Source organism: Microbulbifer litoralis (genome assembly GCF_023634065.1).
Classification (GTDB): Bacteria; Pseudomonadota; Gammaproteobacteria; order Pseudomonadales; family Cellvibrionaceae; genus Microbulbifer; species Microbulbifer litoralis.
Window position 1 is genome coordinate 752,247 of the sequence record NZ_JALKCV010000001.1, and the last position, 25,748, is coordinate 777,994.

General features: G+C 63.4%; 22 protein-coding genes and 1 riboswitch. Of the genes, 10 read left to right on the plus strand and 12 right to left on the minus strand.

Going from position 1 to position 25,748, the window contains the following annotated elements; all coding sequences use genetic code 11:
• Window positions 1–392: 392 nt before the first annotated feature.
• Window positions 393–2,633, plus strand: a complete 2,241-nt coding sequence (locus tag MWN76_RS03025) for a TonB-dependent receptor (protein ID WP_250459216.1) — start codon at window positions 393–395, stop codon at window positions 2,631–2,633.
• A gap of 614 nt (window positions 2,634–3,247) precedes the next feature.
• Window positions 3,248–4,294 (plus strand): AraC family transcriptional regulator, encoded by a 1,047-nt coding sequence (locus tag MWN76_RS03030; RefSeq protein ID WP_250459217.1) that lies wholly within the window; start codon window positions 3,248–3,250, stop codon window positions 4,292–4,294.
• Between the two features lie 8 nt (window positions 4,295–4,302).
• On the opposite strand, the gene cobO is transcribed toward MWN76_RS03030, so the two are convergent.
• Window positions 4,303–4,923: a cob(I)yrinic acid a,c-diamide adenosyltransferase gene (gene cobO, locus MWN76_RS03035; protein ID WP_345780043.1), complete on the minus strand. Its 621-nt coding sequence runs from the start codon at window positions 4,921–4,923 to the stop codon at window positions 4,303–4,305.
• A 98-nt stretch (window positions 4,924–5,021) separates the two neighbouring features.
• Here cobO and MWN76_RS03040 point away from each other — a divergent pair, with 98 nt between their 5' ends.
• Window positions 5,022–6,359, plus strand: a complete 1,338-nt coding sequence (locus MWN76_RS03040; RefSeq protein ID WP_250459219.1) for an energy transducer TonB — start codon at window positions 5,022–5,024, stop codon at window positions 6,357–6,359.
• Between the two features lie 63 nt (window positions 6,360–6,422).
• Here MWN76_RS03040 and MWN76_RS03045 read toward each other — a convergent pair whose 3' ends face one another.
• From MWN76_RS03045 to MWN76_RS03075, 7 genes are all read right to left on the minus strand, one after another.
• Window positions 6,423–8,276 (minus strand): TonB-dependent receptor plug domain-containing protein, encoded by a 1,854-nt coding sequence (locus MWN76_RS03045; protein ID WP_250459221.1) that lies wholly within the window; start codon window positions 8,274–8,276, stop codon window positions 6,423–6,425.
• Window positions 8,277–8,402: 126 nt separating this feature from the next.
• Window positions 8,403–8,570, minus strand: a riboswitch (cobalamin riboswitch).
• Between the two features lie 111 nt (window positions 8,571–8,681).
• The gene (locus MWN76_RS03050; protein WP_250459223.1) at window positions 8,682–9,452 is read right to left on the minus strand and encodes an ABC transporter ATP-binding protein; all 771 of its coding nucleotides are present in this window, start codon (window positions 9,450–9,452) and stop codon (window positions 8,682–8,684) included.
• The gene (locus MWN76_RS03055; RefSeq protein ID WP_250459224.1) at window positions 9,449–10,444 is read right to left on the minus strand and encodes a FecCD family ABC transporter permease; all 996 of its coding nucleotides are present in this window, start codon (window positions 10,442–10,444) and stop codon (window positions 9,449–9,451) included. Before MWN76_RS03055 ends, MWN76_RS03050 begins: the two co-directional genes overlap by 4 nt.
• Window positions 10,428–11,237: an ABC transporter substrate-binding protein gene (locus tag MWN76_RS03060; protein WP_250459225.1), complete on the minus strand. Its 810-nt coding sequence runs from the start codon at window positions 11,235–11,237 to the stop codon at window positions 10,428–10,430. The genes MWN76_RS03055 and MWN76_RS03060 overlap by 17 nt, the downstream gene beginning before the upstream one ends.
• A complete protein-coding gene (locus MWN76_RS03065) occupies window positions 11,234–11,920 on the minus strand; it encodes a transposase (protein WP_250459226.1) in 687 nt (228 codons plus the stop codon). Before MWN76_RS03065 ends, MWN76_RS03060 begins: the two co-directional genes overlap by 4 nt.
• Before the next feature lie 69 nt (window positions 11,921–11,989).
• The gene (gene radA, locus MWN76_RS03070) at window positions 11,990–13,384 is read right to left on the minus strand and encodes a DNA repair protein RadA (protein ID WP_250459227.1); all 1,395 of its coding nucleotides are present in this window, start codon (window positions 13,382–13,384) and stop codon (window positions 11,990–11,992) included.
• A gap of 90 nt (window positions 13,385–13,474) precedes the next feature.
• On the minus strand, window positions 13,475–14,035 hold the full coding sequence (locus MWN76_RS03075; protein ID WP_250459228.1) for a L,D-transpeptidase: 561 nt from the start codon (window positions 14,033–14,035) through the stop codon (window positions 13,475–13,477).
• Between the two features lie 162 nt (window positions 14,036–14,197).
• Here MWN76_RS03075 and MWN76_RS03080 point away from each other — a divergent pair, with 162 nt between their 5' ends.
• The 5 genes from MWN76_RS03080 to MWN76_RS03100 all read left to right on the plus strand — a co-directional run bounded on the left by MWN76_RS03080 (window position 14,198) and on the right by MWN76_RS03100 (window position 18,635).
• The gene (locus MWN76_RS03080) at window positions 14,198–14,554 is read left to right on the plus strand and encodes a hypothetical protein (RefSeq protein ID WP_250459229.1); all 357 of its coding nucleotides are present in this window, start codon (window positions 14,198–14,200) and stop codon (window positions 14,552–14,554) included.
• A gap of 99 nt (window positions 14,555–14,653) precedes the next feature.
• Complete coding sequence (locus MWN76_RS03085; protein WP_250459230.1) at window positions 14,654–15,157, plus strand: DUF411 domain-containing protein; 504 nt, start codon at window positions 14,654–14,656, stop codon at window positions 15,155–15,157.
• Between the two features lie 47 nt (window positions 15,158–15,204).
• The gene (locus tag MWN76_RS03090; protein ID WP_250459231.1) at window positions 15,205–17,070 is read left to right on the plus strand and encodes a copper resistance system multicopper oxidase; all 1,866 of its coding nucleotides are present in this window, start codon (window positions 15,205–15,207) and stop codon (window positions 17,068–17,070) included.
• 9 nt (window positions 17,071–17,079) lie between these two features.
• On the plus strand, window positions 17,080–17,874 hold the full coding sequence (locus MWN76_RS03095; protein WP_250459232.1) for a copper resistance protein B: 795 nt from the start codon (window positions 17,080–17,082) through the stop codon (window positions 17,872–17,874).
• A 314-nt stretch (window positions 17,875–18,188) separates the two neighbouring features.
• Entirely contained in the window at window positions 18,189–18,635 is a 447-nt protein-coding gene (locus MWN76_RS03100) for an SRPBCC family protein (RefSeq protein WP_250459234.1), read from the plus strand.
• On the opposite strand, the gene MWN76_RS03105 is transcribed toward MWN76_RS03100, so the two are convergent.
• Complete coding sequence (locus tag MWN76_RS03105; protein WP_250459236.1) at window positions 18,636–19,667, minus strand: MBL fold metallo-hydrolase; 1,032 nt, start codon at window positions 19,665–19,667, stop codon at window positions 18,636–18,638.
• A 166-nt stretch (window positions 19,668–19,833) separates the two neighbouring features.
• On the opposite strand from MWN76_RS03105, the gene MWN76_RS03110 reads away from it, so the two are divergent.
• Entirely contained in the window at window positions 19,834–20,445 is a 612-nt protein-coding gene (locus MWN76_RS03110; protein WP_250459238.1) for a TetR/AcrR family transcriptional regulator, read from the plus strand.
• A gap of 9 nt (window positions 20,446–20,454) precedes the next feature.
• On the opposite strand, the gene MWN76_RS03115 is transcribed toward MWN76_RS03110, so the two are convergent.
• The 3 genes from MWN76_RS03115 to MWN76_RS03125 form a co-directional block, all read right to left on the minus strand.
• A complete protein-coding gene (locus MWN76_RS03115) occupies window positions 20,455–20,826 on the minus strand; it encodes a cupredoxin domain-containing protein (RefSeq protein WP_250459240.1) in 372 nt (123 codons plus the stop codon).
• Window positions 20,823–23,069 (minus strand): heavy metal translocating P-type ATPase, encoded by a 2,247-nt coding sequence (locus MWN76_RS03120; protein ID WP_250459243.1) that lies wholly within the window; start codon window positions 23,067–23,069, stop codon window positions 20,823–20,825. The genes MWN76_RS03115 and MWN76_RS03120 overlap by 4 nt, the downstream gene beginning before the upstream one ends.
• Before the next feature lie 77 nt (window positions 23,070–23,146).
• The gene (locus MWN76_RS03125) at window positions 23,147–24,346 is read right to left on the minus strand and encodes a permease (protein WP_250459245.1); all 1,200 of its coding nucleotides are present in this window, start codon (window positions 24,344–24,346) and stop codon (window positions 23,147–23,149) included.
• Window positions 24,347–24,512: 166 nt separating this feature from the next.
• On the opposite strand from MWN76_RS03125, the gene MWN76_RS03130 reads away from it, so the two are divergent.
• Window positions 24,513–25,748: an MFS transporter gene (locus MWN76_RS03130; RefSeq protein ID WP_250459246.1), complete on the plus strand. Its 1,236-nt coding sequence runs from the start codon at window positions 24,513–24,515 to the stop codon at window positions 25,746–25,748.

Here is a 25,748-nt window from a genome sequence, read left to right on the forward strand (position 1 = left end):
TCGACAGTTCTGTCAGTTCAGATCGTTGGGATAATTAAAAATCGCCAGTCGATTTTAATCGGAAAATGATTGCCAACGGCCTCTCAATTTTATTGTGAACGGGACCAGCTTGCGCAGCCGTTGGGAAATGGGTATCTTGAAAAAGCCCCGACTGGAGAGTTGGGTCACTTCTTGCATATCCGATAGGACGTCGCGATAAACAGAATAAGGAATGTTATCACCTGCCGATTCTCTTTCGCTCAATAGCAATCTTCACCCGGTAAAGCGCCCCGATGCCGCTTTCACACCATCAAGTACGGCTACCCGCAAAGGGCCCGTTCACTTTGCGCCCGTCATTTTAAACGGCCGACAGTCTGCGCCGACGGATGTACCAAAAATAAAAGGAGCTCAGCATGACTTCACCATTCAAAACCGGCTTCACATCGATCGCCAAACCGCGGCGGCTACTGCCGCTGGTTATCGCCGTGGCCGGGGCCACCTCAGCCCAGGCCGACCAGCAGTCGGTCATTGAAGAGGTCACGGTTACCGCACAGAAACGCCAGCAGTCCATGCAGGATGTCTCTGTCGCCGTGAGTGCATTTTCCGGCGACGCCATCGAAAAAATGGGTTTCGAGGAAGGGCTGGATATTACCCAACAGGTGCCCAACATGAATTTCTTCGCCATCTTTGGCGAAGCCTCCAGTCCGTCCGTCAGCCTGCGCGGTATCAGCCTGGTGAATTTTTCCGACTCCTGGGAATCGCCGGTATCCATCTATGTCGATGACGTCTATCGCGGCAACCCGGCCGGTTCGGCGATACAGTTGTTCGACCTGGAGCGGGTAGAGGTACTGCGCGGCCCGCAGGGCACCCTCTACGGTCGCAACACCACCGGCGGCCTGGTGCACTATGTCTCGCGCAAACCCACCGACGATTTTGAGGCGCGGGCCAGTGCCAGTTACGGCAGCTATTCCGAGCGGATTGTGGAAGGGTCCGTCAGCGGGCCCATCAGCGACAGTGTACGCGGGCGCGTTGCGGTGAAAAGTACCGTGAACGACGGCTGGCAGACCAACACCGTAAGCGGCGACAAACTGAATGATACCGACAGCTTCGGCTACCGCACCCAGTTGGAATTCGACCTTGCCGAAAGCGGCAGCCTGCTGCTGAATGTGCACGGCAGCAAGGCAGATCAGGGATCTGTCGGGTTTGCACATATGGGCTATCTGGAAGAGGCGACAGCGGGTGCTGCGACCTGCTCCATCTCCCGCATTCAGAACGGCCTATGTACCAGCAACAGTTTTGGTATGACTGGCGAGGAAGCGGTCAACGGTAAATTCGATCCGGAGCACATTGCCAGTGGCGCCACGGACGGCCTGGGTACCGAAATCGATACTTTTGGCACCTCTGCGACAGTGAATTGGGATTTCGAAAATTTCAGCCTGACTTCGATCACCGCCTACGAGGAACTGGACAAATTCCTGCAGGACGACGGCGACGGCACCGCCGTTATTTACTTCGACGAGCAATACGGCGTGGACGCCGAACAGTACACCCAGGAGATCCGCCTGAACGGCAGTACCGATAACACCACCTGGGTGACCGGCTTCTACTACTACAAGGACGACCGCGGCCTGCTCACGGAATCTCCCACCACTGCCGACTGGGGAGAAGACGAAAGCGGCCTCCTTCATCGCGAAATCGTCACCCTCGACACCACCTCCTGGGCCCTGTTCGGCCAGACAGAATACGACCTGAACCCGGAACTGACACTGGTAACCGGCCTGCGCTATACCGAAGAGGACCGCGATTTTACCGAGGTGTCCGGACCGGCTTTCGGCGAAGACCTCGATGTCGTAGACGACCTGAGCGATAGCGCCACCACCGGCCGCGTCGGCCTGGACTGGCGCCCCAGTGCGGGCACCCTCGCCTATGCCAGTTTCTCCACCGGCTTCAAGAGCGGCGGTTTTTCCGGCAGCTACAACGCCAACGAACTCGCCACAAAACCGGTCGGCGCGGAGAATATCCAGAACTTCGAGCTGGGCCTGAAGACCACGGTCGCCGATCGCTTCCGCATCAATGCGGCTGCATTCAACTATGTGGTGGAAGACTACCAGGCGCAGGTATTTATCACGGTCGAGGACGGCAGCATCATCACCAACGCCGGCGATGTCACCGGCACCGGTGCGGAGATCGAGATCACCGCGCCGATCACGGACAACTTCGAAGTGATCGGCGGCGCCGGCTGGCTGACCACCGAATTCGACTCCGAACAAATCTTCGAGGTCGCCGGTGATTTCTATGCACTGGACGGCAACGAACTGCCCTCGGCCCCGGAGTTCACCTACAACCTGATGGCCCGCTACTACCTGAGCCTGGGCGACAGCGGTGAGCTGGTGTTCCAGGGGGACTACGCCTGGCAGGCGGATCACTTCCTGCAGATCGAGAACGACCCCTACTCCAGGCAGGACAGCTACGGCCTGGCCAACGCCAGTATCAGCTGGCATTCGCCCAGCGACAGCTACAGCATCGAGGGCTTTGTCCGCAACCTGACCGACGAGGAGTACTTCACCTACCAGAACACGCTGGGTACAGACTGGGGCTACGGCGTCTGGGGTCAGCCGCGCACTGCCGGTGTGCGTCTGAACTGGCAGCTTTAAGTCCCCTCCGCCGGCCCCGCCCAGTCGGGCGGGGCCATTTCCAGCCCGGTTCCGGGGACAGCGGATAGAGGCCCACTTCCGGAAAGATCACTACCACCGGGAAACGCCTGCTACACGCAACGAAACAGAAGGCAAAAACGAAAATAAAGAATTAAGTTCTCATTAAAATAAAATAAGTAGTCTTTAATTTCCCTGCAGGCCGACATTTTCAGCCGTATTTCCTGCGCATTTGTCGTCAAGTATCAAAATTGTGTCCCAAATTAACGAGATCCCTGTTTGGCGGGTTATTACTTTATACCCACAACAGATAAGCCGCCCGACTCCCAGGTCGGGCACTCTGACTCGGTGAGCTCACAGAGAAGTAACGAGAACAATAACCGGAGTGGAGGTTGGTATGACTCCCGCAACTGAGCCCGATTCAGCGTCGGACCCAATCACCACCTGTTACGACAGCCGCGATGACGCGGCCGCAATCAACCTTCCCTGTGCCCGTTTCAGCGCTGGCTGATATCGAACAATTTTTACCGGTACACCAAATCGGCGGCCCGACAACATTTCCGGCCACCGCGTACCAGATCCTGCAGAGCGCGGGGCAGAGTTGGGACAACAACAATATGACATTGCTGATCAGAACCACTTCATTAACGGGGTTTTATGAGCTGGTTACCAGGCTTAACGGCAATCCGGATACCCTGCTGCGTCGATTCCATATCGATCCGGCCAAGGTCATCAAGCTCGAGGGAGTGCTGCCCTACAGCACCAAGATCAATCTGATAGAAGAGGCGGCCCGCCAACTGGATTGTGCCGATTTCGGCCTGCGCCTGGCACAGGAGCAGGACCTGATGGTCATGGGGCCCATTGCCGCGGTCGCGCTGAATGCGCCCACGGTCGGCGAGGCGATGGAAAATATCGCCAGCTACGTGCACTACCACTCGCCGGGTATTCGCCTGGTCCTCGACCGGGACAGCCACCCGGACGAGGTCTACCTGAAGCTCGAACTGAACGGGGAACTGCCCTACCAGCAACAGAGCCTGGAACACGCCCTGGGCCAGGCCCACAATTCGCTGAAAATGCTGTACGGCCGCGACTTCCGTCCGCTGGCCGTGCTGATGCGACCAGCGGCTTCACCGGGGCACGAGCGCTACCAGCAGTATTTCCAGGCTCCGGTTTTCTTCGCTCGCGAATGCGATGCACTGGTCCTCAACCGGGCGCACCTGGACAGGGCCATCGACCAGAACAACCCGGCATTGCACGAGCTGCTGGGCGAGTATATCAACGACGCCCTGCTGGATGAGCCACTGGACCTGCCCCACCAGGTAAAGCAGTTGATCCACCGGCTGCTGCCGACACAGCGCTGCAACCTGCAGACGGTTTCCCAGCAATTGGGGTTGCACAAACGCACACTGCAGCGCCGGCTCGCCGAGCAGGACATCATCTTCGAGGAGCTGGTGGACGGTATCCGCCGCGAACGCGCCGACAACTACCTGTCGCTGCCCGAGATGCCCATGACCCAGATCGCGGGCCTGCTGGGCTACCGGGAACAGAGCTCCTTCAACCGCGCCTGCCGCCGCTGGTACGGGATAACGCCACTGAAGCGACGCCGGGAACTACAGCAATCGGCGCTGCTGGAAGAGGCGCAGGCAGTCGAAACCATTTTCTGAAGACACCGCTACCACTCGACACCCTTGCGCGCCGCGACACCATCGTTGAAGGCGTGCTTGAGCGCGCGCATCTCGGTGACGGTATCCGCCGCGTCCCTGAGATACTGTTTGGCACCGCGGCCGGTCATCACCACCGACTGCTCCGGCGGACGCTGTGCCAGGGCATCGAGCACCTCGCCCTTGTTGAGCCAGTGGTAGTTGAGGGCATAGGTCAGCTCGTCGAGCACCACCAGGTAGACACTATCGTCGCGCAGCGCCGCCAGCGCCCTGTCCCAGAGTGCCCGCGCCGCCGCCTTGTCCGCCTCGAAATCCTGGGTCTCCCAGGTAAAGTCGGTGCCCATCTCATACCACTGCAGCGGGTATTGCTCTGGCGGCAGGCGGCCGAGCAGGTTTTTCTCGCCGCACTCCCAGGCCCCCTTGATGAACTGCGCCACCACCACCCGGTAGCCGTAGCCCAGCGCGCGGGTCGCCGTGCCCACCGCGGCGGTGGTCTTGCCCTTGCCGTCGCCGGTGTAGAGCACTACCACACCCCGCTCCTGCAGCGCCCGGGCCACGCCGGCGTCGACGATTTCCTTGCGCGCCTGCATGCGCTTCCTGTGGCGCCCTGCCCTGTCTTCCGGACCGCTCACTGAATGACCTCCTGACTGAATGGACTCCCGATTAGAACCTGTAACCGATTCCGCTTAAACTCGGGGGAGCTTCGATAATAACGACAGCGGATACGACCGTGCGCAAACTCCTCTCGAGCCTGCTACTGCTGACTTCCACCACCTGTAGCGCACAATTTGCGCCGTCGACCTTCGCCCTGCGCGCGGGGGAATTACAGCCCACGACCTACGGCCTGGAGATCGTGCGCGTCGGGCTCTGGCAACCGGGGAACGGCGCCGATGAGACCGCCGACACCACCGGCGCGGAAATCGATACCGTGCTGGCCGCCGCCAGCATCGCCAACTACAAGGCGCAGATCAAGGCGCTGGAGATACAGCAGGGGCCCTACGCCACCGGGCTCCCCGAAGCGCTGAGCGGCCTGGGGCACAACTACCGCAGTATCGGCGATTTCGACGGTGCTATCCGCAGCTTCAAACGCGCCGTCCACCTCACCCGTATCAACCGGGGGCCCTACAACCGGGATCAACTGCCGCTGCTGGACAACCTGCGCGAATCCCTGTTCGCGGCCGACGAGATGCCCGAACTCGATGGCCTGCAGGAATACATCTACCGGGTACACAGGAAGGTATTCGAGCCCGGCGACCCGGAGTTGCAGGCCGCTACACGGGACTACGTGGCCTGGCAGCGCTCCGCCTACCTGCAGGAACTGGGGGGCGGGGAGCAGCGCCTGCAAGCCCTGGACGCACTGTTTGACGATACACTGGCCGGCCTGCGGCAACAGGACGCATCGCCGGCCAGCCTGCTGCAGCCCCTGAACGATTCCCTGGCACTGGCCTACCTGTTCGGCGACCTGTCCGAGCGACACCGGGATGACTTCAGCGTCCAGTTCGGCCACTCGCCACTGGCGCCCCACCCGATGATGTACACCTCCGCGGCCGGCGAATCGCCACAGGAGCGGCTGCAGCAAATCCACTACCGGAAAGGCCTGCGCCTGACCGGGGAACTGACCGAGGCCGCCGGCGAGGATCCGGAGACCCGCGCCCGCGCCCTGGTTGCCGAGGGCGACTGGTATCGCTGGCACGACAAACGCCACAGCGCGCGCCGCAGCTACCGGGAGGCCTACGAACTGCTCGGCGGGCACGAGCACGCGGAGGCGCTCCGCACAAAGCTCTTCGCCGCTCCCACCGAGCTGCCGGCCAACCTCGCCTTCCAGCCCGATATCCAGTTCGGCGAACGCACTCCCCGCGGCCGCGCCAGGGTCCGCTACACCGTCACCCGCAATGGCCGCCTGAAAGACCTGGAAATCCTCGAGATCACTCCGGAGGAAGACCGCGGGGCCAGGATTGTCGCCAGCCGCCTACTGCGCGATATGGTGTTCCGCCCGCGCCTGGAGGACGGCGAGGCCGTGGACACCGAGGGCGTGGAGCGGGAGTACGTATTCTTCGACGATCGCTGACCCGCAGCTGCCCCCCAATCCCGTAGCCCGGATGGAGCGAAGCGGAATCCGGGAGGACCGCCCCTACAGCGTCAGTTGCACACCGGCGTAAACCGCCGCACCGGCGGTGTGGAAGCCGGCCACCTCGCGGTAGTCCTCATCCAGCACATTTTCGCCGCGCAGGGTCAGGCGCACTCTGTCCGTCAGGCGGTAGGCTGCATTCAGGTCCAGCTTGTCGTAGTCGTCCAGCATGACGCCGCTAACATCGAGCCGGTCCTGCACCTGCCGCCAGTTGCCATTCAGGGTCAGGCGGTCGCCCAGCAGGCTGTAGCTGAGGCCCAGGTTGTACACCTGCTGCGGCACCTGCTGGCGCTGCTCGCCCTGTGTGTCGGTGCTATCCAGCCAGGTGCCGTTCAGGTACCAGTCGAAGCTCTGCCCCAGCGCTCCGGACAGTGCCAGCTCCACGCCCTGTGACTGGCTGTCGCCGTCGTTCTGGCCGTAGGCGCCCCAGGAACCGAGAACATTGTCGTAGAAGATCGCGTCGGTGATTTCCTGGTCGAAATACACCAGCTCCAACTGCAGCAGCTGGGCCAGTTGATATTCGAGACCCAATTCATAACCGCGGCTGGTCTCGGGGCCCACTGCCGGCACGCCCTCGCTCAGGTTGAGACTGATCTCGTAGGGACTGGGCGCGCGGTAACCGGTGCCGTAGCTGGCGCGGTATTTCAGCTGTTGCTCGTCGCCCAGCAATACCGGGTATGCGACGCTCGCGCGCCAGCTGTTGTGGTCTTCGGTCTCCAGACTGTCGCGGCGATAACCCAGGGTATAGAAAACCGTATCCGCGATATCGGCGTGCCACTCGGCGAAAAGCCCCAGGCTGTCGATATCCTGTTCGTCGGAAACACTGGTAAATTCCTGCTGCTCGTACTCGCCGCCCCACAGCAGGCGGCCGCCGGCCAGGTCGCTGTGGCCGACGTAGTTCAGTTCATCGATGGTACCGTCCACAGCGTAAGTGCTCTCTCCCAGTGAGAGGCTGTCGCGCTCGATTTCCTGCTGTGAAACCGCTAACTCGTGACCGCCAACGGTCGTGCGATAGTTGCCGCGCAGGCTGGCACTGGTCTGGGTATATTCGTCCAGGCAGTCCTCGGTGGAACCGAAGGTGGCGGGATCGTAGCAGCCGTCGTAGCCGGTCTCGGCATCGATGCGGCGCAGTTGCCCCTCCAGCGAAAACTGCTCGTTGAAGTCGTAGCCCACACGCGCGCTGCCGCTCAGGTTGTCGTAGCCGTCGCGCTCGCCGCTGGTGTCCGCTTCCTGCGCATTGAAACCGTCGGTGGAGAGATCGGACAGGCTCAGGTCGTAATTCCAGCGCTCACTGCTGCCACCCAGCCCGACACTGGCCTGCTGCGTGCCGTAGCGTCCTGTCTCGGCGGACAGGTGCCCGCGCAGCGGCTCGTCGGCCCGCTTGCTGATGATATTGATCACGCCGCCGGCACCGGCGCCGTACATCATGCCCTGCGGGCCGCGCAATACCTCGATACGCTCGATATCCGACGCCTGCAGGTGCTGGAACTGGGCGCCCACCTGGGGCGCGGACGGATCGGCAATATTGACGCCGTCGAGCAATACCAGCGTGCGGTAATTGCTCTCGCCGCGCAGGTACACGGAGCTGACCTTGCCGGCGCCGCCGTTATTGCTGACGGAGACCCCCGGCAAGGTGCGCACCACATCCAGCAGGCTGCTGTAGCCCAGGCGCTCGATATCGGCAGCGGTCAGTACCGACACGGACACGCCGCTTTCGCGCTTCGGTGTTTCCACGCGGTTGCCGGTAACGATGATCTGTTCCAGATCCGCAGCCGTTTCGGATTCCTGCGCAACGGATGGCAATGACAGGCCGGCGGCGGTCGCAGTCACTGCCGCCGCGAGAAGTGTTCTTTTCATGGTTGTTCCCCAATCTCGAAATAAAGGACGGATTGAGGGAGGGTGAGTGCAATCGGTGCGCGGACAGGGTGGGAGCACACAGATCGGACAAAGCCCTCCGCTTTATCCTCGAACCGGATCTGGTCCGGACGACAATCACCGAGGGCCGGTATCGGGCTTATCGGTTTAACAACCGAATCACCGTTGCGGGGGCAGCGCCGGAATACCTGCAAAAATCAGGGGCATCACCGGACTTCCCGTTTAACCCGACCAAGCGCATCTGCGCTGCCGGGCACCCTGGGCGGCCGGCAGTATAACAGCGGTTGTCCGGTATCAGGTAGGGTGTGCCGTGCGCACCGCCCGGGGCAAGCGCTGCGCAATCGCCCGTCGCGGCAATACGGAGGCGGGCTTTCCGCCCCGCACTCCCTACAACAGGTCCAGCGGTACAAAATCGGCTACGCCATCGCGCCAGCGGAATTCGCAGCTGACGCCGTAGACATCGCCGATCAGGGCCGGGGTGAACACATCCTGCGGGGCGCCCTGCGCGGCCAGGCGGCCGTCGCAAAGCAGCAGGATGCGATCGCAGAAGCGCGCCGCCAGGGACAGGTCGTGCAGGGCCAGCACCACGGTTTTACCGGCGTCCGCCTGGTTGCGGAAGGTGTGCATCAATTGCAGCTGGTGGCGGATATCCAGCGCCGCGGTGGGTTCGTCGGCAATCAGCAGCGGCGCGTCGCCAACCAACAGCCGCGCCAGTTGCACCCGCCGCAGTTCGCCACCGGACAGGCGGGTGACCGCGCGGCCCGACAGATGGGTGGCATCCACCAGTTCCAGCGCCGCGGCAACCCGCTGCGGCCGATCGGCGGCACGCCCCCAGGGCAACAGACCGAGCGCCACCAGGTCGGCGACGCACAGGCTCCAGGCCGGCGCCTCCGATTGCGGCAGGTAGGCACACAGGCGCGCGCGCTCGGCGGCGGGAATCGCGGTTGCATCGCGGTCGCCCAACTCGATGTGGCCACTCGCCGGTGCCAGTACGCCGGCCAGGGTTTCCAGCAGGCTGCTCTTGCCGGCGCCATTGGGGCCCACGACGGCAGTCAGTTCACCGGGGCTGAAAGCGCAGTTGATCTCGCGCAGTACCGGCGTGCGGCGGCGTTCGAGGGACAGGTCGCGACAGGAAACCTGCAGTGTCGGAGTCTTCACAGTGCCTGCCCCCGCCGCACGCTGACGATCAACCAGAAAAAGAAAGGCGCCCCGATGAAAGCGGTTACCGCGCCGATGCGCAGTTCCTGTGCGCCGACAAAATTGACCACCAGGATATCCGCCAGCAACAGCAGCAGCGCGCCTGCCAGCGCACTGGCCCACAGCAGCCGTGCCGGGTCCTGCCGCACCAGCGGCCGCACCAGGTGCGGTACTACCAGGCCGACGAAACCGATGGTGCCGGCCACCGCCACCGCCGCGCCCACCGCCGCGGCGATACCGCCCAGCACCAGCAGCGGATAGCGCCGGCCGCGGAAACCCAGCGACGCGGCGCTGGCCTCACCGAGAGACAGTGCGCGCAGATAGTTGCGGGCGCAGAACAGCAGCACAGCACCGAAAAGGATAAACGGCAGCGCCAGCAGCAACTGGTCCCAGCCGCGATTCGCCAGCGAGCCCAGCAGCCAGAAAACGATTTCCTGCATCGCAAACATGCTCGGCGCATAGTTCAGGGCCAGCGCCATCAGCGCCGACAGGAAGGCATTGATCGCCACCCCCGCCAACACCAGCCGGCTGGCACTGGCGCCGCGCCCGGCCAGCAACCAGACACAGGCCACCGCGCCGAAGGCGCCGCCGATCGCCAACACCGGCAACAGCCAGCCGGACTGCCAGGCAACTCCATAGTAGAGCAGCAGTATCGCCGCCAGCGCCGCACCGCTGGAAACGCCCAGCAGTGCCGGCTCCGCCAGTGGGTTGCGCAACATGCCCTGCATGGCCGCGCCGCCCATGCCCAGGGCGCCCCCCACCAGGATGGCCAGCAGCGCGCGCGGCAGGCGCAGTTGCCAAAGGATCACCGCATCGCCCGCCTCGCTATGCCAGCCCCCGGCCAGCGCGGCGGGCAGGTCGATGGAAACCGGCCCGCTGACCAGCGCGGCCAGCAGTGCCAGGGGTATCAGGGCGGCCAGTAAAATCAGGGCCGGATTATTGTTTTGCTGCAAGGGACTTTCTCTTTTCCTTAAGCTGCTGCAGGACGTCCGCGGCCACCAGCGCCGGGCAGAAGCTCAACTCCGATGGCAGGGTAAAAACGCGGTCGCGGTCAAAATAGTGTCGCAGGACTGGATGGCGCTCGGCCAGGTGCGCGATGGCAAAATCCTTCTCGCCGCCGTAGAGCACCAGCAGGTCCGGCTGCGCCGCGATCACTTCCTCCAGGCTGACGCGGCGCAGCTGTTCGGTGCCGTCCGCCGCGGCGAGATTCTCAAACCCGGCGAGCTCGAGCAACTGGTGCTCGAGCATACCGCTGCCGTAGGTGATGTTGTTGGCGGACAGGATCAGTGCGCTGGCAGCGGCCGGCCGCTGCGGCTGTGCCAGCATTTTTTCCAGCAGTGCTTTCTGTTTTTCCAGGGGCGGGTTCTCGCCCAGCACATTCTCCAGCGCCTGCAACTGCTGTGACAACTGCTCCAGGCTGTAGGCATCGGGGATATCCACCACGTTGAACCCCAACTCCCGCAACCGCCGCGCCGCCCGCTGCGCCCCGTACTGGCCCACCAGCACCAGGTCCGGATCGAGTCGCAACAACTCCTCCGCGCGACCGCGGTTCAGGTGAATATGCTCCGGCAGCGGCGCCTTGCGGTACTGGTCGCTGGCGGAGAGCCAGGTGACCGAGGCGATTTTTTCCGGCGCCACCCAGTTCAGGAGTAGCTGGTCGGTGCAGAGGTTCAGGGAGGCGATGTGGTTGTAGGCCGTTGCTTTGATGGATAACAGTAGGAGCGTCAGCAGGAGTATTTTCTTCACGGTGTTTTTTCCTGCTGTGGTTGTTGCCAGGCTGGAGCTTGGCGCACCCAGGCGCTGGACCATTGCCACTCTTCGGGCCTTGAACAGAGACCTGCTTTTACCGGGTTCCTGTGGATGTAATCCAAAACCCGCTCGAAATACTCCTGATCCCGAATATAGCGATCCCAGTAATCGCGCATCCAGAACTGCCTCCCGGGAACGCGGAGCTCGGGAGCGCCCGCCGCCAGCTCCGCATTCTTGCTCAGCGCCCAACGACCGGTAAAAGACTTCCAGGATTGCACTATCCTCGCCAGGGAGTCTTTCGGATCAATCAATACATGCACATGGTTTGGCATTATGTTCCGGGCAGTCAACAAGTACCGAACACCGTTAAATTTAAGTAATGCGTCCTGTACGACTTTCGCGACCATTGGATGGCCCAGCGCACAACAACCGTAACCGGCATCCAGCCACTGTTCTATTCTTTTTCGCTTCTCTAACCCCTTTCGGGAATCTGGCAGATTTTCCTGTCGCAGCTCTTGGCTCAACTGCTCCAGTTTTCCCTGTGGCAGCGAATCCGCCAGTCGAAACGTGATGGATTGCAGCGCGCAAAAATGATCAAAATGCGGCACATAGCCGCGGGAATACCACCCCTTGGGCGCGCCGAGCCCCAGTTCGGCATCCTTGCTCGAAAAACTATTCATTCCAATCAACCCTCCTTGGTTTCCATAGGTTTCGAGCTGCCGAGCCGGAGCTCGGCGCGCCCAGGAAGATCAGCTCATATCAATCGCCGCCAGCGCCTCCGAAAGCGTCTTCACCGCCACCATCTCCATCCCCTCGATATCATTTTTCAGGCGGTTGGCGGCCGGCACGATCGCCTTGCGGAAGCCGTGCTTGGCGGCCTCGCGCAGGCGTTCCTGGCCGGACGGGACCGGGCGGATTTCGCCGGCCAGGCCCACTTCGCCGAACACCACCATATCCCGCGCCAGCGGGCGGTTGCGGAAGCTGGATACCACCGCCAGCAGCAGTGTCAGGTCGGCGCTGGTCTCCATGACCTTTACACCACCGACCACATTGATAAACACATCCTGGTCGCCCACCAGTACACCGCCGTGGCGGTGCAGCACTGCCAGCAGCATATTCAGTCGGTTCTGGTCCAGCCCCACGGCCACGCGCCTGGGGTTGCCCAGGCTGCTGTCATCCACCAGCGCCTGCAGTTCCACCAGCAGCGGGCGGGTGCCCTCCCACACCGACGTCACCACCGAACCCGCCGCCACTTCCTCGGCGCGCTGCAGGAATATTGCGGACGGATTGGAGACCTCCTTCAGGCCCTGCTCGGTCATCGCGAACACGCCCAGCTCGTTGACCGCGCCGAAGCGGTTCTTGTGCGCGCGCAATGTGCGGAAGCGGGAGTCGTGGGTGCCTTCCAGCAGCACCGAGCAGTCGATGATATGTTCCAGCACCTTGGGCCCGGCGAGGCTGCCGTCCTTGGTGACATGACCAACCAGGATCAGCGCGGTGCCGGTCTGCTTCGCATAACGGGTCAGGTAGGCGGCGCTCTCGCGCACCTGGGCCACGGAGCCGGGGGCGGACTGCACTTCGCTCATATGCATCACCTGGATGGAATCCACCACCATGACTTTTGGCTGCACTTCCTTCGCCGCCAGGCAGATGCGTTCCACGTCGGTCTCGCTCAGCATCTGCAGGTGATCCGCCGGCAGCCCCAGGCGGCTCGCGCGCATGGCCACCTGCTGCAGGGATTCCTCACCGGTGATATAGAGCGCGGGCATGGACCGGGACAGCTGGCACAGGGTCTGCAGCAGTATCGTGGACTTGCCGGCGCCGGGGTGGCCGCCGATCAGCACCACCGAACCCGGCACCAGGCCGCCACCCAGGACCCGGTCCAGCTCGGAGGTGGACGTGGAGATACGCGGCAGTTCGGTCAGGTCGATTTCCGAGAGTTTCTGCACCCTGCCGGCGCCGGCCGCGCCGGCGTAGCCGCCCTGGGCGCCGGTGAAATCGGCCGCACGGCTGTCGCTGTGTTCCGCTCCCAGCCGCACTTCGCTGAGGCTGTTCCAGGTGCCGCAGGCGCTGCACTGGCCCGCCCATTTGGAATAGTCGGCACCGCACTCGTTGCAGACGAATGCGGTTTTGCTTTTCTTGGCCAAGGCCGTCCCCCCGGAGAGTTCAAGGTTGTTCTGTGGCCGCAGAGTTTACCTGCGCCCGCGCGCGGGGGAAAACAGGAGAGGGAGCGACGGTCAGTAGCCGACCGTGACCCGGGTGCCGATGGGTGCGTGACGATAGAACTTGCGCGCCATATTCGGCGGCATGCGCACGCAGCCGTGGGAAGCCGGTTGGGCGGGCACATCGCCGGAGGCGTGGAAGCCTATGCCGCGGTGAAAGCGGATAAAGTGATTCATCTTGGCACCGCGGTAGTAGGTGCCCGGCGGCCGGGGGTCCTTGTGCCTCTCCACATCGGCGCGCACCACGGCGTGGGTATCGCGATCGACATACATGCCGTACTGGGAGGACCGGTGACGGGTCTTTTTCGACAGTACGCGGAAACTCCCCCGCGGCGTCCGGAAACCGGAGCGGCCCGACGAGATACGGGACACCCCCACCAGCGTGCTGCCCTTGTAGAAATAGGCCAGTTGCTCACTCAGGTCGACGCGGATGCTCGCCGCCCCGGGGGTACTGGCAGCGGCCTGCTCATCGAACCAGCTGGCTGGCCGCGCTTCCAGCGGGGGCGCCGCCAGCAGCGCGAGGACGCACAGCAGCAGAGTGGTCAGAAACAACCTGAGGGAATATGTCCTGTACATGACCCTACCTCCATGCCTTCGAACTTAAGGTGAGGTGGATCGATCAGTTAGAAGAAAAGGTCATATAGGAACAGAGCCCTCCGGGAACCCCGCCCCTGCGGCAGGTTGCGCGCCCCCCGGCCAGCTCATACACTGCCCCGGTCCATCGACACTGACGACACCATGCGCACAGGAATACTGCCCCTACTGCTATCGCTACTGCTGCTGGCCCTGGCCGGCCAGGCAATGGCTGCGCCCTGTGCCCCGGAATCCGCCGACGCTTCCCCCATGCATAGCCACGCCGGTGATGGGGCGACAGCCGCAGGCGCCGCCCACAAAAAAACCGGCGATCACGGCGCGGACTGCGAGTCCCACGGCCAGTGCGGCCAGGGCTGCTGCCCGGGCCTCTGTGCCAGTGCCCTGCCGGCAGCGGAACCGCGTCCGGCGTGTCTGCCGGGCAGCGCCCGGCCCGAAAACTACCGCACCTTCAACTCCTCCCCCGCGCCGGAAAGCCCGCTGCGCCCACCGATCTCGCGCTGATACGGGATAGCTGCGCCCGCAATCCGGGCCCGGCCGCGCCCCACATCGATCTGCCTGCGGGCGCGCTGCGCCCCCCTGTTTAACAACGGAGTTGAAACCATGCTGCGTAAATTCCTCATCGCCGGCATCGCGCTGCTGGCCGTGACCGCCTGTACCAGAGAGGCGACCGAAACCGAAGCGCCCACCGCCTCAACGGAAAAACTGACCACCTACAAGAGCGCCAGCTGCGGCTGCTGCAAACTCTGGGTCGACCACGCCCGCAACAACGGCTTCGCCGTCGACGCCAGGGACGTAGACGACCTGAACGCGATCAAATCGCGCCATAAAATGGCGCCCCGCTACCAGTCCTGCCACACCAGCGTGTCGGCCGGCGGCTATGTCTTTGAGGGACATGTACCGGCCCGGCTGATCCGCCAATTCCTGCAGAACCCGCCGGCCGGCGCCCGCGGCCTGGCCGTGCCGGCCATGCCACTCGGCAGCCCGGGTATGGAAGTCAACGACCGTTTTACTCCCTACGACGTGGTTCTGCTGCACCGCGACGGCAGCGACAGTGTCTACGCCCATATCGACAGTATCGAAGCGCAGCATGGGGGAGCACGGTGAAAAGGCCCGAGATAAAAAAGAAGAACACTGCGATACCCTCAAAATCGTTGTCGCGTCGCACTTTCGTTACCGGCGCCGCCGCCGGCGCAGCGTTGCTGGCGGTGCCCGGCGCCCGTGCCCGCTATCGACCACAGGCGGCGCCACAGACACTGCGCGGCAATGTCTTCGACCTGCAGGTGGGCTATACACCAGTCAATTTCACCGGCCGCGAGCGCACCGCCGTCACCGTCAACGGCGCCCTGCCCGGTCCGGTGCTGCGCTGGAGGGAAGGCGAGACGGTCACGTTGAACGTCACCAACAAGCTGGCCCACGACACCTCGATCCACTGGCACGGCATGATCCTGCCCAGCGATATGGACGGTGTACCGGGGCTCAGTTTCAACGGCATCCGCCCCGGCGAGACCTTCACCTACCGCTTCCCGGTCCGGCAGAGCGGCACCTACTGGTACCACAGCCATTCGGACTTCCAGGAACAGCAGGGCCTCTACGGCTCCATCGTGATCGATCCGGCGGACGCGGACCCGGTAACCAGTGATCGGGACCATGTGGTATTCCTGTCCGACTGGAGCGATGAATCTCCCCACGATATCTACGCCAAGCTGAAAAAGGAGGGCCACTACTACAACCGCCGACGCCGCACCGCCGGGGATCTGTGGAATGAAATCCGCGAGAAGGGCGTGGCCCGGACCTGGAACGACAGGAAGATGTGGAACGAGATGCGCATGTCCGACCGCGACATCTCCGATGTGACCGGCTACACCTACACCTTCCTGATGAACGGCCAGACGCCGGACGCCAACTGGACGGCACTGTTCCGCCAGGGCGAGAAAGTGCGCCTGCGCTTTATCAACGGCTCCGCCATGTCGATTTTCGATATCCGCATTCCGGGCCTGAAAATGACCGTTGTGGCCAGCGACGGCCAGAATATCGAACCGGTCAGCGTGGACGAATTCCGTATCGGCGTGGCCGAAACCTACGACGTCATTGTCGAACCGGATGGCGACAGTGCCTACACCCTGTTTGCCCAGACCATCGACCGCAGCGGCTACGCCCGCGGCACCCTGACGCCGGACCCGGCAATGGGCGCAGCGGTACCGGACATGGATCATGCGCCGGTGCTGACGCACCGGGATATGGGAATGGGTGCAATGAGTGGCATGGGGTCGATGGACCACAGTCGCCATGGCGCCATGAAAAACATGGGAGACATGGACCACAGCCAGCATGGCGACATGAGTAACATGGAAGACACGGACCACAGCCGGCACAGCGGCACAGGCAGCACACCGGCTTACACCCTGCACGGTGGCCGCCCGGAGCTCGGCGGCATGCAGGGCGTCTGGTACACCGGTAACCTGGGCCACGCCGGCCACGGTAGCGACAGCCCCATCGCACATCTACCCAGCGAATACGGCTACGGCGTGGACATGCGCTCACAAATGCCGACAAGCGGCCTACACGACCCGGGCATAGGCCTGCGCGACCACAAACAGCGCTACGGCCGCCGCGTACTGACCTACGCGGATATCCGCAACCTGACCCCCACCATCGACAGGCGCGAACCCACACGGGAACTGCAACTGCACCTGACCGGCAATATGGAGCGCTATATGTGGTCCATGGACGGCATCAAGTTCAACGATGCCGAACCGCTGATGCTGAAATACGGCGAGCGTATCCGCATCACACTGGTCAACGACACCATGATGACCCACCCGATCCACCTGCACGGCATGTGGAGCGAACTGGAAACCGGCGACGCGGAAGCCATACCGCGCAAACATACGGTGCTGGTGCAACCCGGCTCGAAAATAAGTTACCTGGTCAACGTCGACGCCTACGGCCGCTGGGCCTACCACTGCCACCTGCTGTACCACATGCCCGGCATGTTCCGCGAAGTCAGGGTCGTATGAGGGGAAACCGTGAAAAAGACAATCATTTTGTGCACCGCACTCACCGCACCGGCAGTCCTGGCGCAGGGGCATCACGACCACACCCAGACTGCAGCCCCGGTGAACACCTATCCAGCAACCCGGGGGGCGGGGCAAAACCTGGAACACGCACCGGATGCACCGGATCATGTCATGGACCACGAGGTACTGCTGACCAAGGTCACCATCGACCAGTTGGAAGCCCGCGAGGACGACGGCGCGGCGCTGGAGGGCAGCGCCTGGTTCGGCGGTGACCGCGACAAACTCTGGTTCAAAACCGAAGTGGAGCGGGCCGAAGGTGAAACGGAGAAAAAAGAGCTGCAGGCACTCTACAGCCGTGCCATCTCCCCCTATTTTGATCTGCAGGCGGGCGTCCGCCACGACTTCGAACCGGAAAGCGACAGCCGCAATTGGGCGGTTGTCGGTCTCAATGGCCTGGCGCCCTATTTCTTCGAGGTGGACTCGGCGCTGTTTGTCGGCGAGGACGGCGACAGCGCCCTGCGCCTGGAGGCCGAGTACGAGCTGTTGCTGACACAGCAGTGGGTACTGAGCCCGGAGTTGGAACTCAATTTCTTCGGCCAGAACAACCGCGAAACCGGCACCGGTTCCGGCCTCTCGGATATCGAGGCGGGGCTGCGCCTGCGCTACGAATTCACGCCGCAGTTCGCGCCCTATTTCGGTATCAACTACGAGAAAAAAGTCGGCAATGCCGCCGACTTTGCCCGCGACGACGGTGAGTCGACCAGTGAAACCACCTGGGTCGTCGGCCTGCGGACCTGGTTCTGACTCGGGACTCGCGCTATTACTCCCCTGGGAACGCCGAGCTCCAGCTCGGCAAGCGGGCCGAAGGCCCGCCCCTAGTGGTCCATGCGGAAAGTTTGGTGACTAAGGAGCACAGCCAAAGTGTTCAGATCAAGGCGAGAAAGCGCAGGAATAGTGGTTCTATTTCAAGCTTTCTCAACGCAGAGCTGGGCGCTTTGGCGACGCGAACAGTTACACAACTTTCCGCATGGACCACTAGGCCCAATTTCGACACCACTGTCGATTCGGGACTGTGCCCACCGACAAGGTAGTACCGGACAACAAAAGGAGACAAAACCATGGCCAATACGGTTCAACTGCACCGCGTACTGCGCGCTGCCCCCGAGAAAGTCTACCGCGCCTTCCTCGATCCCGACGCCTTCGCCCGCTGGCTGCCGCCCTGCGGTTTTACCGGCAAGGTGCACGAAATGGACGCGCGGGTCGGTGGCAGCTACAGGATGTCATTTACCAACTTCACCACCGGTGGCAGCCATTCGTTTGGCGGCAGTTATAAGGAGCTGGAGCCCCACACCCGCCTCTGCTACACCGCCCGCTTCGACGCTCCGGAATTGCCCGGTGAAATGACCACCACGGTGACGCTGAAATCCGTCTCGGTCGGCACCGAGCTGCAGGTGGTGCAGGAGGGTATTCCGGAAATGATTCCCACCGATGCCTGCCACCTCGGCTGGCAGGAATCCCTCGGTTTCCTGGCGCAATTGGTGGAGCCGGATATTCCGCAGGAATGATCAACCCTCCGTCGCCGGCAGGCCCGCGCGGCCCGGCATCAATGCCCGCCACCAGGCCGGTGTGTCGGCCGGCGCGGCCACTGCCACGGGCGCGCCGATCACGGGAGTCACCAGCCGGACACCCCGCCGCTCGGCCGCTGCGGCCGCGCGCTCCAGCGGCTCGAACCAGTCGTGCAGGGCCAGGTCGAAAGTGCTGTTGTGAATCGGCAGCATGGCTTCACCGCGCAGGTCCAGGTGGGCCTGCACACTCTGCTCCGGCAGCATGTGCACCTGGCTCCACAGCTCGTTGTAGGCGCCGGTCTCGATCAGGGTCAGGTCGAAGGGCCCAAAGCGCTGGCCGATTTCGCGGAAGCCGCCGAAATAGCCGCTGTCACCGCTGAAGAACAGCCGCGCCTCCTGCCCTTCGATCACCCAGCTCGCCCACAGGGTTTCATTGCCGTCCCCGAGGCCGCGCCCGGAAAAGTGCTGCGCCGGTGTCGCGGTCAGCGTGAAGCTGCCGAAGCGGGTCGACTGCCACCAGTCCAGTTCGACAATCCGGTCCCCATCGATGCCCCACTTGCGCAGGCGCTCGCCCACCTTCAGCGGTACCACAAAGCGTTTCACCTTGTGCGCCAGGGCCTGCACACTGGCCTTGTCCAGGTGGTCGTAGTGATCGTGGCTGATGACGACGGCCTCGATATCCGGCAGGGCGCCGATTTCCAGCGGCAGCGGATGGAAGCGCTTCGGCCCCAGCCACTGCAGCGGCGACGCCCTGTCGCTGAACACCGGATCCGTCAGCAGGTAGCGGTCGTCGAGACGGATCAGCACACTGGAATGCCCCAGCCGGTAGACCGCCGCCGGGCCGGCGGCGAGTTCCGCGGCCGGGATCGGGCGCAGTGGCAACGGCGAGGAAGGCTCCGGCGCGGCGCGCTCGGTGCGCACATAGGCCTTGAGAACCTCCCAGATCTTGCCCGCACCGTTGCGATACTCGATCTCGGAATTGTGGAATTTCGGCGCTTCGTGCGCACACGCATTGAAAAGGCTGACAGACACAAGCACGGCTCCCATGGCGATGAATCGGCGGAGGTTCATTTTCAACCCAAAAGTAAACTATACAGTGTAGTGTAATACCAGAACACAAAAAGTAAACTGCTTAGTGTAAAATTAGCGCCCGCAATATCCGGCCGACCGCGGTCGGCAACCCTTCACAGAGAGAGCGATGAGCGAGAAGAAGCCCAGCAGAAGTGAACAGAAACGTCGCGCCATCCTGGATGCCGCCAAGCGGGTCTTCCAGGAACAGGGCGTCCAGGCCAGCAGCATGGATGAACTGGCGGCTTCCGCACAGGTTTCCAAGCGCACGGTCTACAACCACTTCGCCAGCAAAGAGGCGCTGATCATGGCGCTGATCGCCGAACTCTGGCAGCGCGCGACACTATCCACAGACGGCACCTACGACGCCGACGCCGGACTGCAGGGGCAGCTCTGCCAACTGCTGGAGTCCGAGATCGACACAATCTGCAGCCGCGAGTATATCGAGCTCAACCGGGTGGCCTTCGACCACTTTTTCCACCGGCCGGAGGCCTTGCGCCGGCAGATCGAAAAGTTCTCCAGCCACGAAACCGCAGTCAAGCGCTGGATCAGGGCTGCGCGCGCCGACGGCCGCCTGGGCGAGCTGGATGTGGACATCGCCACTGCCCAGGTCCACAACCTGGTCAAGGGCAGCTGTTTCTGGCCGCAGTTGATGCAGGTGGCCCCGCTGCTCGACGAGCGGGAACGCCGCGCACTGGCCGAGCGGACAGCCGCTTTGTTCCTGAGCCACTATCGAGCCTGAAACAAAACCCTACTCCACTACCAATGTGCCGCGGTACATCTGCATCTGGCAGGTGAACGGGTATTCGCCCGGCTCCGCCGCCGGGATATCCACCGCGGTATCCCGGTGCACCGCCAGCTGTGCGCTGACTTCCAGGTCCGGGAACAGCACCCACTCGGCGCAGGGCGTCGGGTCCTCGCGGCGGAAATACAGTGTGGCCGGCTCGCCCGCCGGCAGGCGGATGCGATCCGGCTCGTAGACGCCATCCCTGACCAGCACCCGCAGTTTTTCCGCGGCGTTGACCGCCTCGGCGCGATGGCGGCGGGGTTGCAGCCAGAACCACCAGCTGATCGCCGCGACCAGCAATAACCCGACCAGGTTGACGATCAATGCAGACGTCACTGCTGCACCTCCGATGGTTTGAAAAAACGCAGCCGGTTGGCGTTGCTGACCACAGTCACCGACGACAGCGCCATCGCGCCGCCGGCGATGATCGGGTTCAACAGCGCACCGGTGAGCGGGTAGAGCACGCCGGCGGCGATGGGAATGCCCAGGGTGTTGTAGACAAAGGCCCCGAACAGATTCTGCTTGATATTGCGCAGCGTCGCCCGCGACAGTTCGATCGCATCGGCAACGCCGTGCAGCGACGAGCGCATCAGGGTCACGTCGGCGGTCTCGATGGCCACATCGGTGCCGGCACCGATGGCGAACCCCACATCCGCCCGCGCCAGCGCCGGCGCGTCGTTGATACCGTCGCCGGCCATGCCCACGCGCTCGCCACTCTGCTGTAAATCGCCGACAATTTTTTCCTTGTCTTGCGGCAGCAGGTCCGCATGCACCCGCTCTATCCCCAGTTGCTGGGCCACCGCCTCCGCCGTGGCACTGCTGTCGCCGGTGAGCATTTCCACCCGCAGGCCCAGCTCCAGCAGCCGCGCAACGGCATCTTTGGCATCGTCGCGGATCGGGTCCGCCACGGCGATAATGCCGGCGGCGGTGCCGTCCACCGCCGCGAACATTGCCGTGCGCCCCAGTTCCGCCAGCTGCTCTGCGCGCTCGCGCAGAGAGGCCGCGTCGATATGCTCCCGCTGCATCAACTTGCCGTTACCCAGCAGGACTTTTTTACCACCGACGGTGCCGCGCACCCCGTGGGCGGTGATCGCCTCGAAATCCTCCAGCGGCGGCAGGGCCAGGTTTTTTTCCCGCGCCGCGGTGACCACCGCTTCCGCCAGCGGGTGCTCGGAGCCCTGCTCCAGGCCGGCGAGCAGCGCCAGCAGTTGGTCGGCGTCGCCAGCGGTCTCGATATCAGTCAGTTTCGGCGCACCTTCGGTGAGGGTGCCGGTCTTGTCCACCACCAATGCGGTCAGGTCGCTGGCCTGCTGCAGCGCCTTGCCGTTGCGCACCAGTACACCGTACTCCGCGCCCTTGCCCACACCGACCATCACCGACATGGGTGTGGCCAGCCCCAGCGCGCAGGGACAGGCGATGATCAGCACCGCGGTCAGCACCACCAGCATATGCGCCGCGCGCGGATCCGGCCCCCAGTTGAACCAGGCCAGCGCCGCCAGTACGGCGATAATCATCACAGTGGGCACAAAAATGGCCGAGATGGTATCGGCGAGTTTGGCGATGGGTACGCGCGAACTCTGCGCGTTCTTGACCATCTCGATGATCTGCGCGAGGCGCGTATCGGCACCGACCTTTTCCGCCTCGAACAGCAGGCTGCCGTTCTTGTTCAGGGTGCCGGCGGTCAGGCTGTCGCCCTCGCTTTTCCGTACCGGCACCGGTTCACCGGTGAGCATGGATTCGTCCACCAGGCTGCCGCCCTCCAACACGCGGCCATCCACCGGGATTTTCTCCCCCGGGCGCACGCGCAGGCGGTCGCCCACCTGCACCTGCTCCAGCGGGATATCCTCCTCGCCGCCGTCGCGCACCACCCGCGCAGTCGGGTCCTGCAGTTGCAGCAGTTTCTCCACCGCCGCGCTGGTGCGGCCGCGGGCGCGCACCTCCAGCGCCTGGCCCAGGTTGATCAGGCCGATGATCATCGCGCTGGCTTCAAAGTAGACGTGACGAGCCGCCTCCGGCAGCAATTGCGGTACCGCCACCACCAGCATCGAGAAGAGCCAGGCGGTACCCGTGCCCAAGGCGATCAGGGTATCCATGTTGGCATTGTGGTGGCGGAATGCGCGCCAGGCACCGGTGTAAAAGTGGCCGCCGCAGAACACCAGCACCGCCAGTGTCACCAGTCCCACGCCCCCCCAAGCCAGTTGCTGGGGAACAGAGTTCACCCCCATTTCACCGGTGATCAGGCCCCAGGCCATCAGCGGAACACCCAGGCCCAGCGCCAGCGCCGAGTGCCACAGCAACTGGTGGTAGTGTTGCTGCTCCTCCGCGCGCTGCTGCTCGCGCTGTTCGCGCTCGCTGGTGCGCACTTCCTCGGCGCCGTAGCCGGCGCCCTGCACGGCGGCCACACAGGCCTGCGGATCGGCATCGCCGCGCACGGTCAGGGTCCGGTCGCCCAGGTTGACCCGCGCCTCGTCGACGCCGGGCACATCGTTGAGGGCACTCTCGATCTTGCGCACACAGCCGGCACAGGAGGCCCCCTCCAGACGGAAACGGTGCGCGGGGCGATTGGATTCTTCGGCCATCGGGATCTCCGGAAATTGTGCAGTGATTCAGGTGGCCGCCAGTGTAAAAGCTTCCTCCGGGGACATAGCAAGGCACTTCATACCGGCAGCAGCGCACCGATCAGCAGCCACAGCAGCGCCGACACCGCCAGGGCCAGCAATATTCTATCGCTGGGTTTGTCGGTATCCAGTGATGGCAAACCGCTGCTTTTTATCCGCCAGGCAAAAAAGAACAGGCTGAGCAGGAGAAAACCGAGATTCAGGAACAGGGTGTAATCGACCTTGAAAAAGTCCCTTCCGGTCACGCTCTCGCCACCGGCGGACTGCGGCAGCAGGTCCAGTGCGGCGAAACCGTAGTGCAGCAACAGCGCACTGGCGACCAGGATGCACAGGAAGACTGCGAGAATATACAGCGCCATTTTCCAGCCGTAGTACTGCGCCTGGATGCGCAATACCGGCAGCACCACCAGGTCGCTGAAGATAAACGCCATGATGCCGGCGAAGGCGACGCCATTGTCGAACAGCACCGCCGCCAGCGGGATATTGCCCATGGAACCGATAAAGGTGAAAAAGGCCGCGATCGGGCCTACCAGGCACTGCAGCAATACCTGCCAGAAAGTCGGCTCCGCTTCGCCGGAGCCGACGAACAGGGCCTGGAAAAATGCCTGCGGTACAAACACCGCGATAATGCCGGCGACGGTAAAGCCGATGGTCACGTCCTTCCAGACCATCTTCCATTCCATGACAAAGCGCTCGGCCACGCGGCGCCAGCCAGCCATCGATCGAATCAGTTGCTTCCAGTCCGGGATCTCGCCGGGATTGTCACTTCCCTCCGCCTCGCGGGCGCGCTGTCGCGCGCGCTCCACCAGTTCTTTCGGATAGAGGGCGCCGACCAACAGCCACATCAACAGAATCAGCAATACACCGCCGACATACTCGCCCACCACAAACTGCCAGCCGAGAAATACCGCAATCACGATGCCGAGCTCGATCACCAGATTGGTGGATGCCAGCAGGAACGCCAGCGCCGGCACCAGCCCCGCGCCCTTGGCGAAGAGCGCGCGGGTGGTGGCCAGCGCGGCGAAAGAACAGGAGCTGGAGATAAAGCCGAAAAACGTCGCCAAGCCCACGCTCCCGGCACCGGCCTCCCCCATGCTGCGCCGCATCCGTTCGCGGGTGACGAACACCTGGATCATGCTGCTGATCAGGTAACCGAGCGCAAAGGCCCAGAACGCCATCCAGAAAAGGCCCAGAGTTGTCACCGCCGCCTGGTGCCAGTTTTCGAGGAAGGATTGCACGCGTGACTCCCGTTTCAGCGTCACCATTCAGCTTAGCGAACACTTACTTTCAACGAGGTGACGCGGTATTGAGCGGGGCTATTACGACAATAAAAAAGCTTCTGCTTTCTTTATTGCAGGCATACTGATACCTTAATAAAAAAACAAAATGCTTACTTAACTTCCTATGCCAAACGCCAAAGCCACACTGGTGGCGGTCATGCTGGTCACCCTGGTGGGCACCGCCGGTATCGCGCTGCCGTATCCGATACTGGCGCCGCTGTTCCTCGAGGGGCCGGCCACCGATCTCACCCACTTCGCCGGCATTCCGCCGAAACTGCTGCTGGGCCTGGTACTGGCGCTGTTCCCGCTGGGCCTGCTGCTGGGCAGCAGCAGCCTGGGCGGCCTGTCCGATCATTTCGGGCGCAAGCGGGTACTCACTGTCACCCTGCTGCTGGCCGCCGCCGGCTATGCGCTGGCCGCGCTGGCGCTGACCTGGAACAACTTCATGCTCTTCGCCCTGGCCCGCTTCCTGACCGGCCTCTGCCAGGGCAATATCGCCATTGCCCGCGCCATCGCCGCCGACCTGCACCCGGCCATCGACCGCACCCGCGCCCTGTCACTGGCCATGGCCTGCGCCTATGCCGGCTGGCTGCTGGGCCCGCTGTCCGGGGGCTACCTGGTGGTGCTGGGGCCGGCCGCCGTGTTCTGGGCCGGCGGCCTGTCGGTGATCGTCTGCGCGCTGCTGGTACAGCTGGGTATCGGCGCGGACGGGCCCCGGCCGCAGGATCGGGTCCGGCTGCTGCAACTGGTCCGCGCACAGAACTCGCTGGGGCTGTGGCGAGAACCGGCGATACTGCCGCTGGCGCTGTTCAACCTGTTGTTCTGCCTGGGAATCAACGCTTTCTACGAGTTCTATCCCTTCTGGCTGGTGGAGCAGTTCGGCTTCGCGCCGCACCAGATCGCCTGGAATACGGTCACCGTCACCGGCCTGATGATCGCCACCAGCGCGCTGGCGGTACCGGCGCTGAAGCACCGCTTCGGCGGCAACGCGCTGGTACTCAGGGGAGCGCTGGCACTGGGTGCACTGCTGATACTGTTGCCACTTACCGCCGGCGCCGGGGTTTACGCTCTGTTTGCGCTGATCGGCATCGGTATTGCCACTGTCAACGGTGTCTTTCCGGCGCTGATGGCGGAGCGCTTCGAACACTTCGGCCAGGGCCGCGTCATGGGATTGCTGACCGCCAACTTCTGTCTCGCCAGCTGCGTGATCGCGCTGGCCGGCAGCGGCGTGGCGCTGGTGGGCAGCCACTGGTCACTGGTGCTGGGCGGGCTTCTTTGTTTCGCCGGCGCGGCGCAGTTTGCGCTGCAGCGCCCGGCGCCGGCACATTCACCGGCCACCGCCAAATCCCCGGTGCACTGA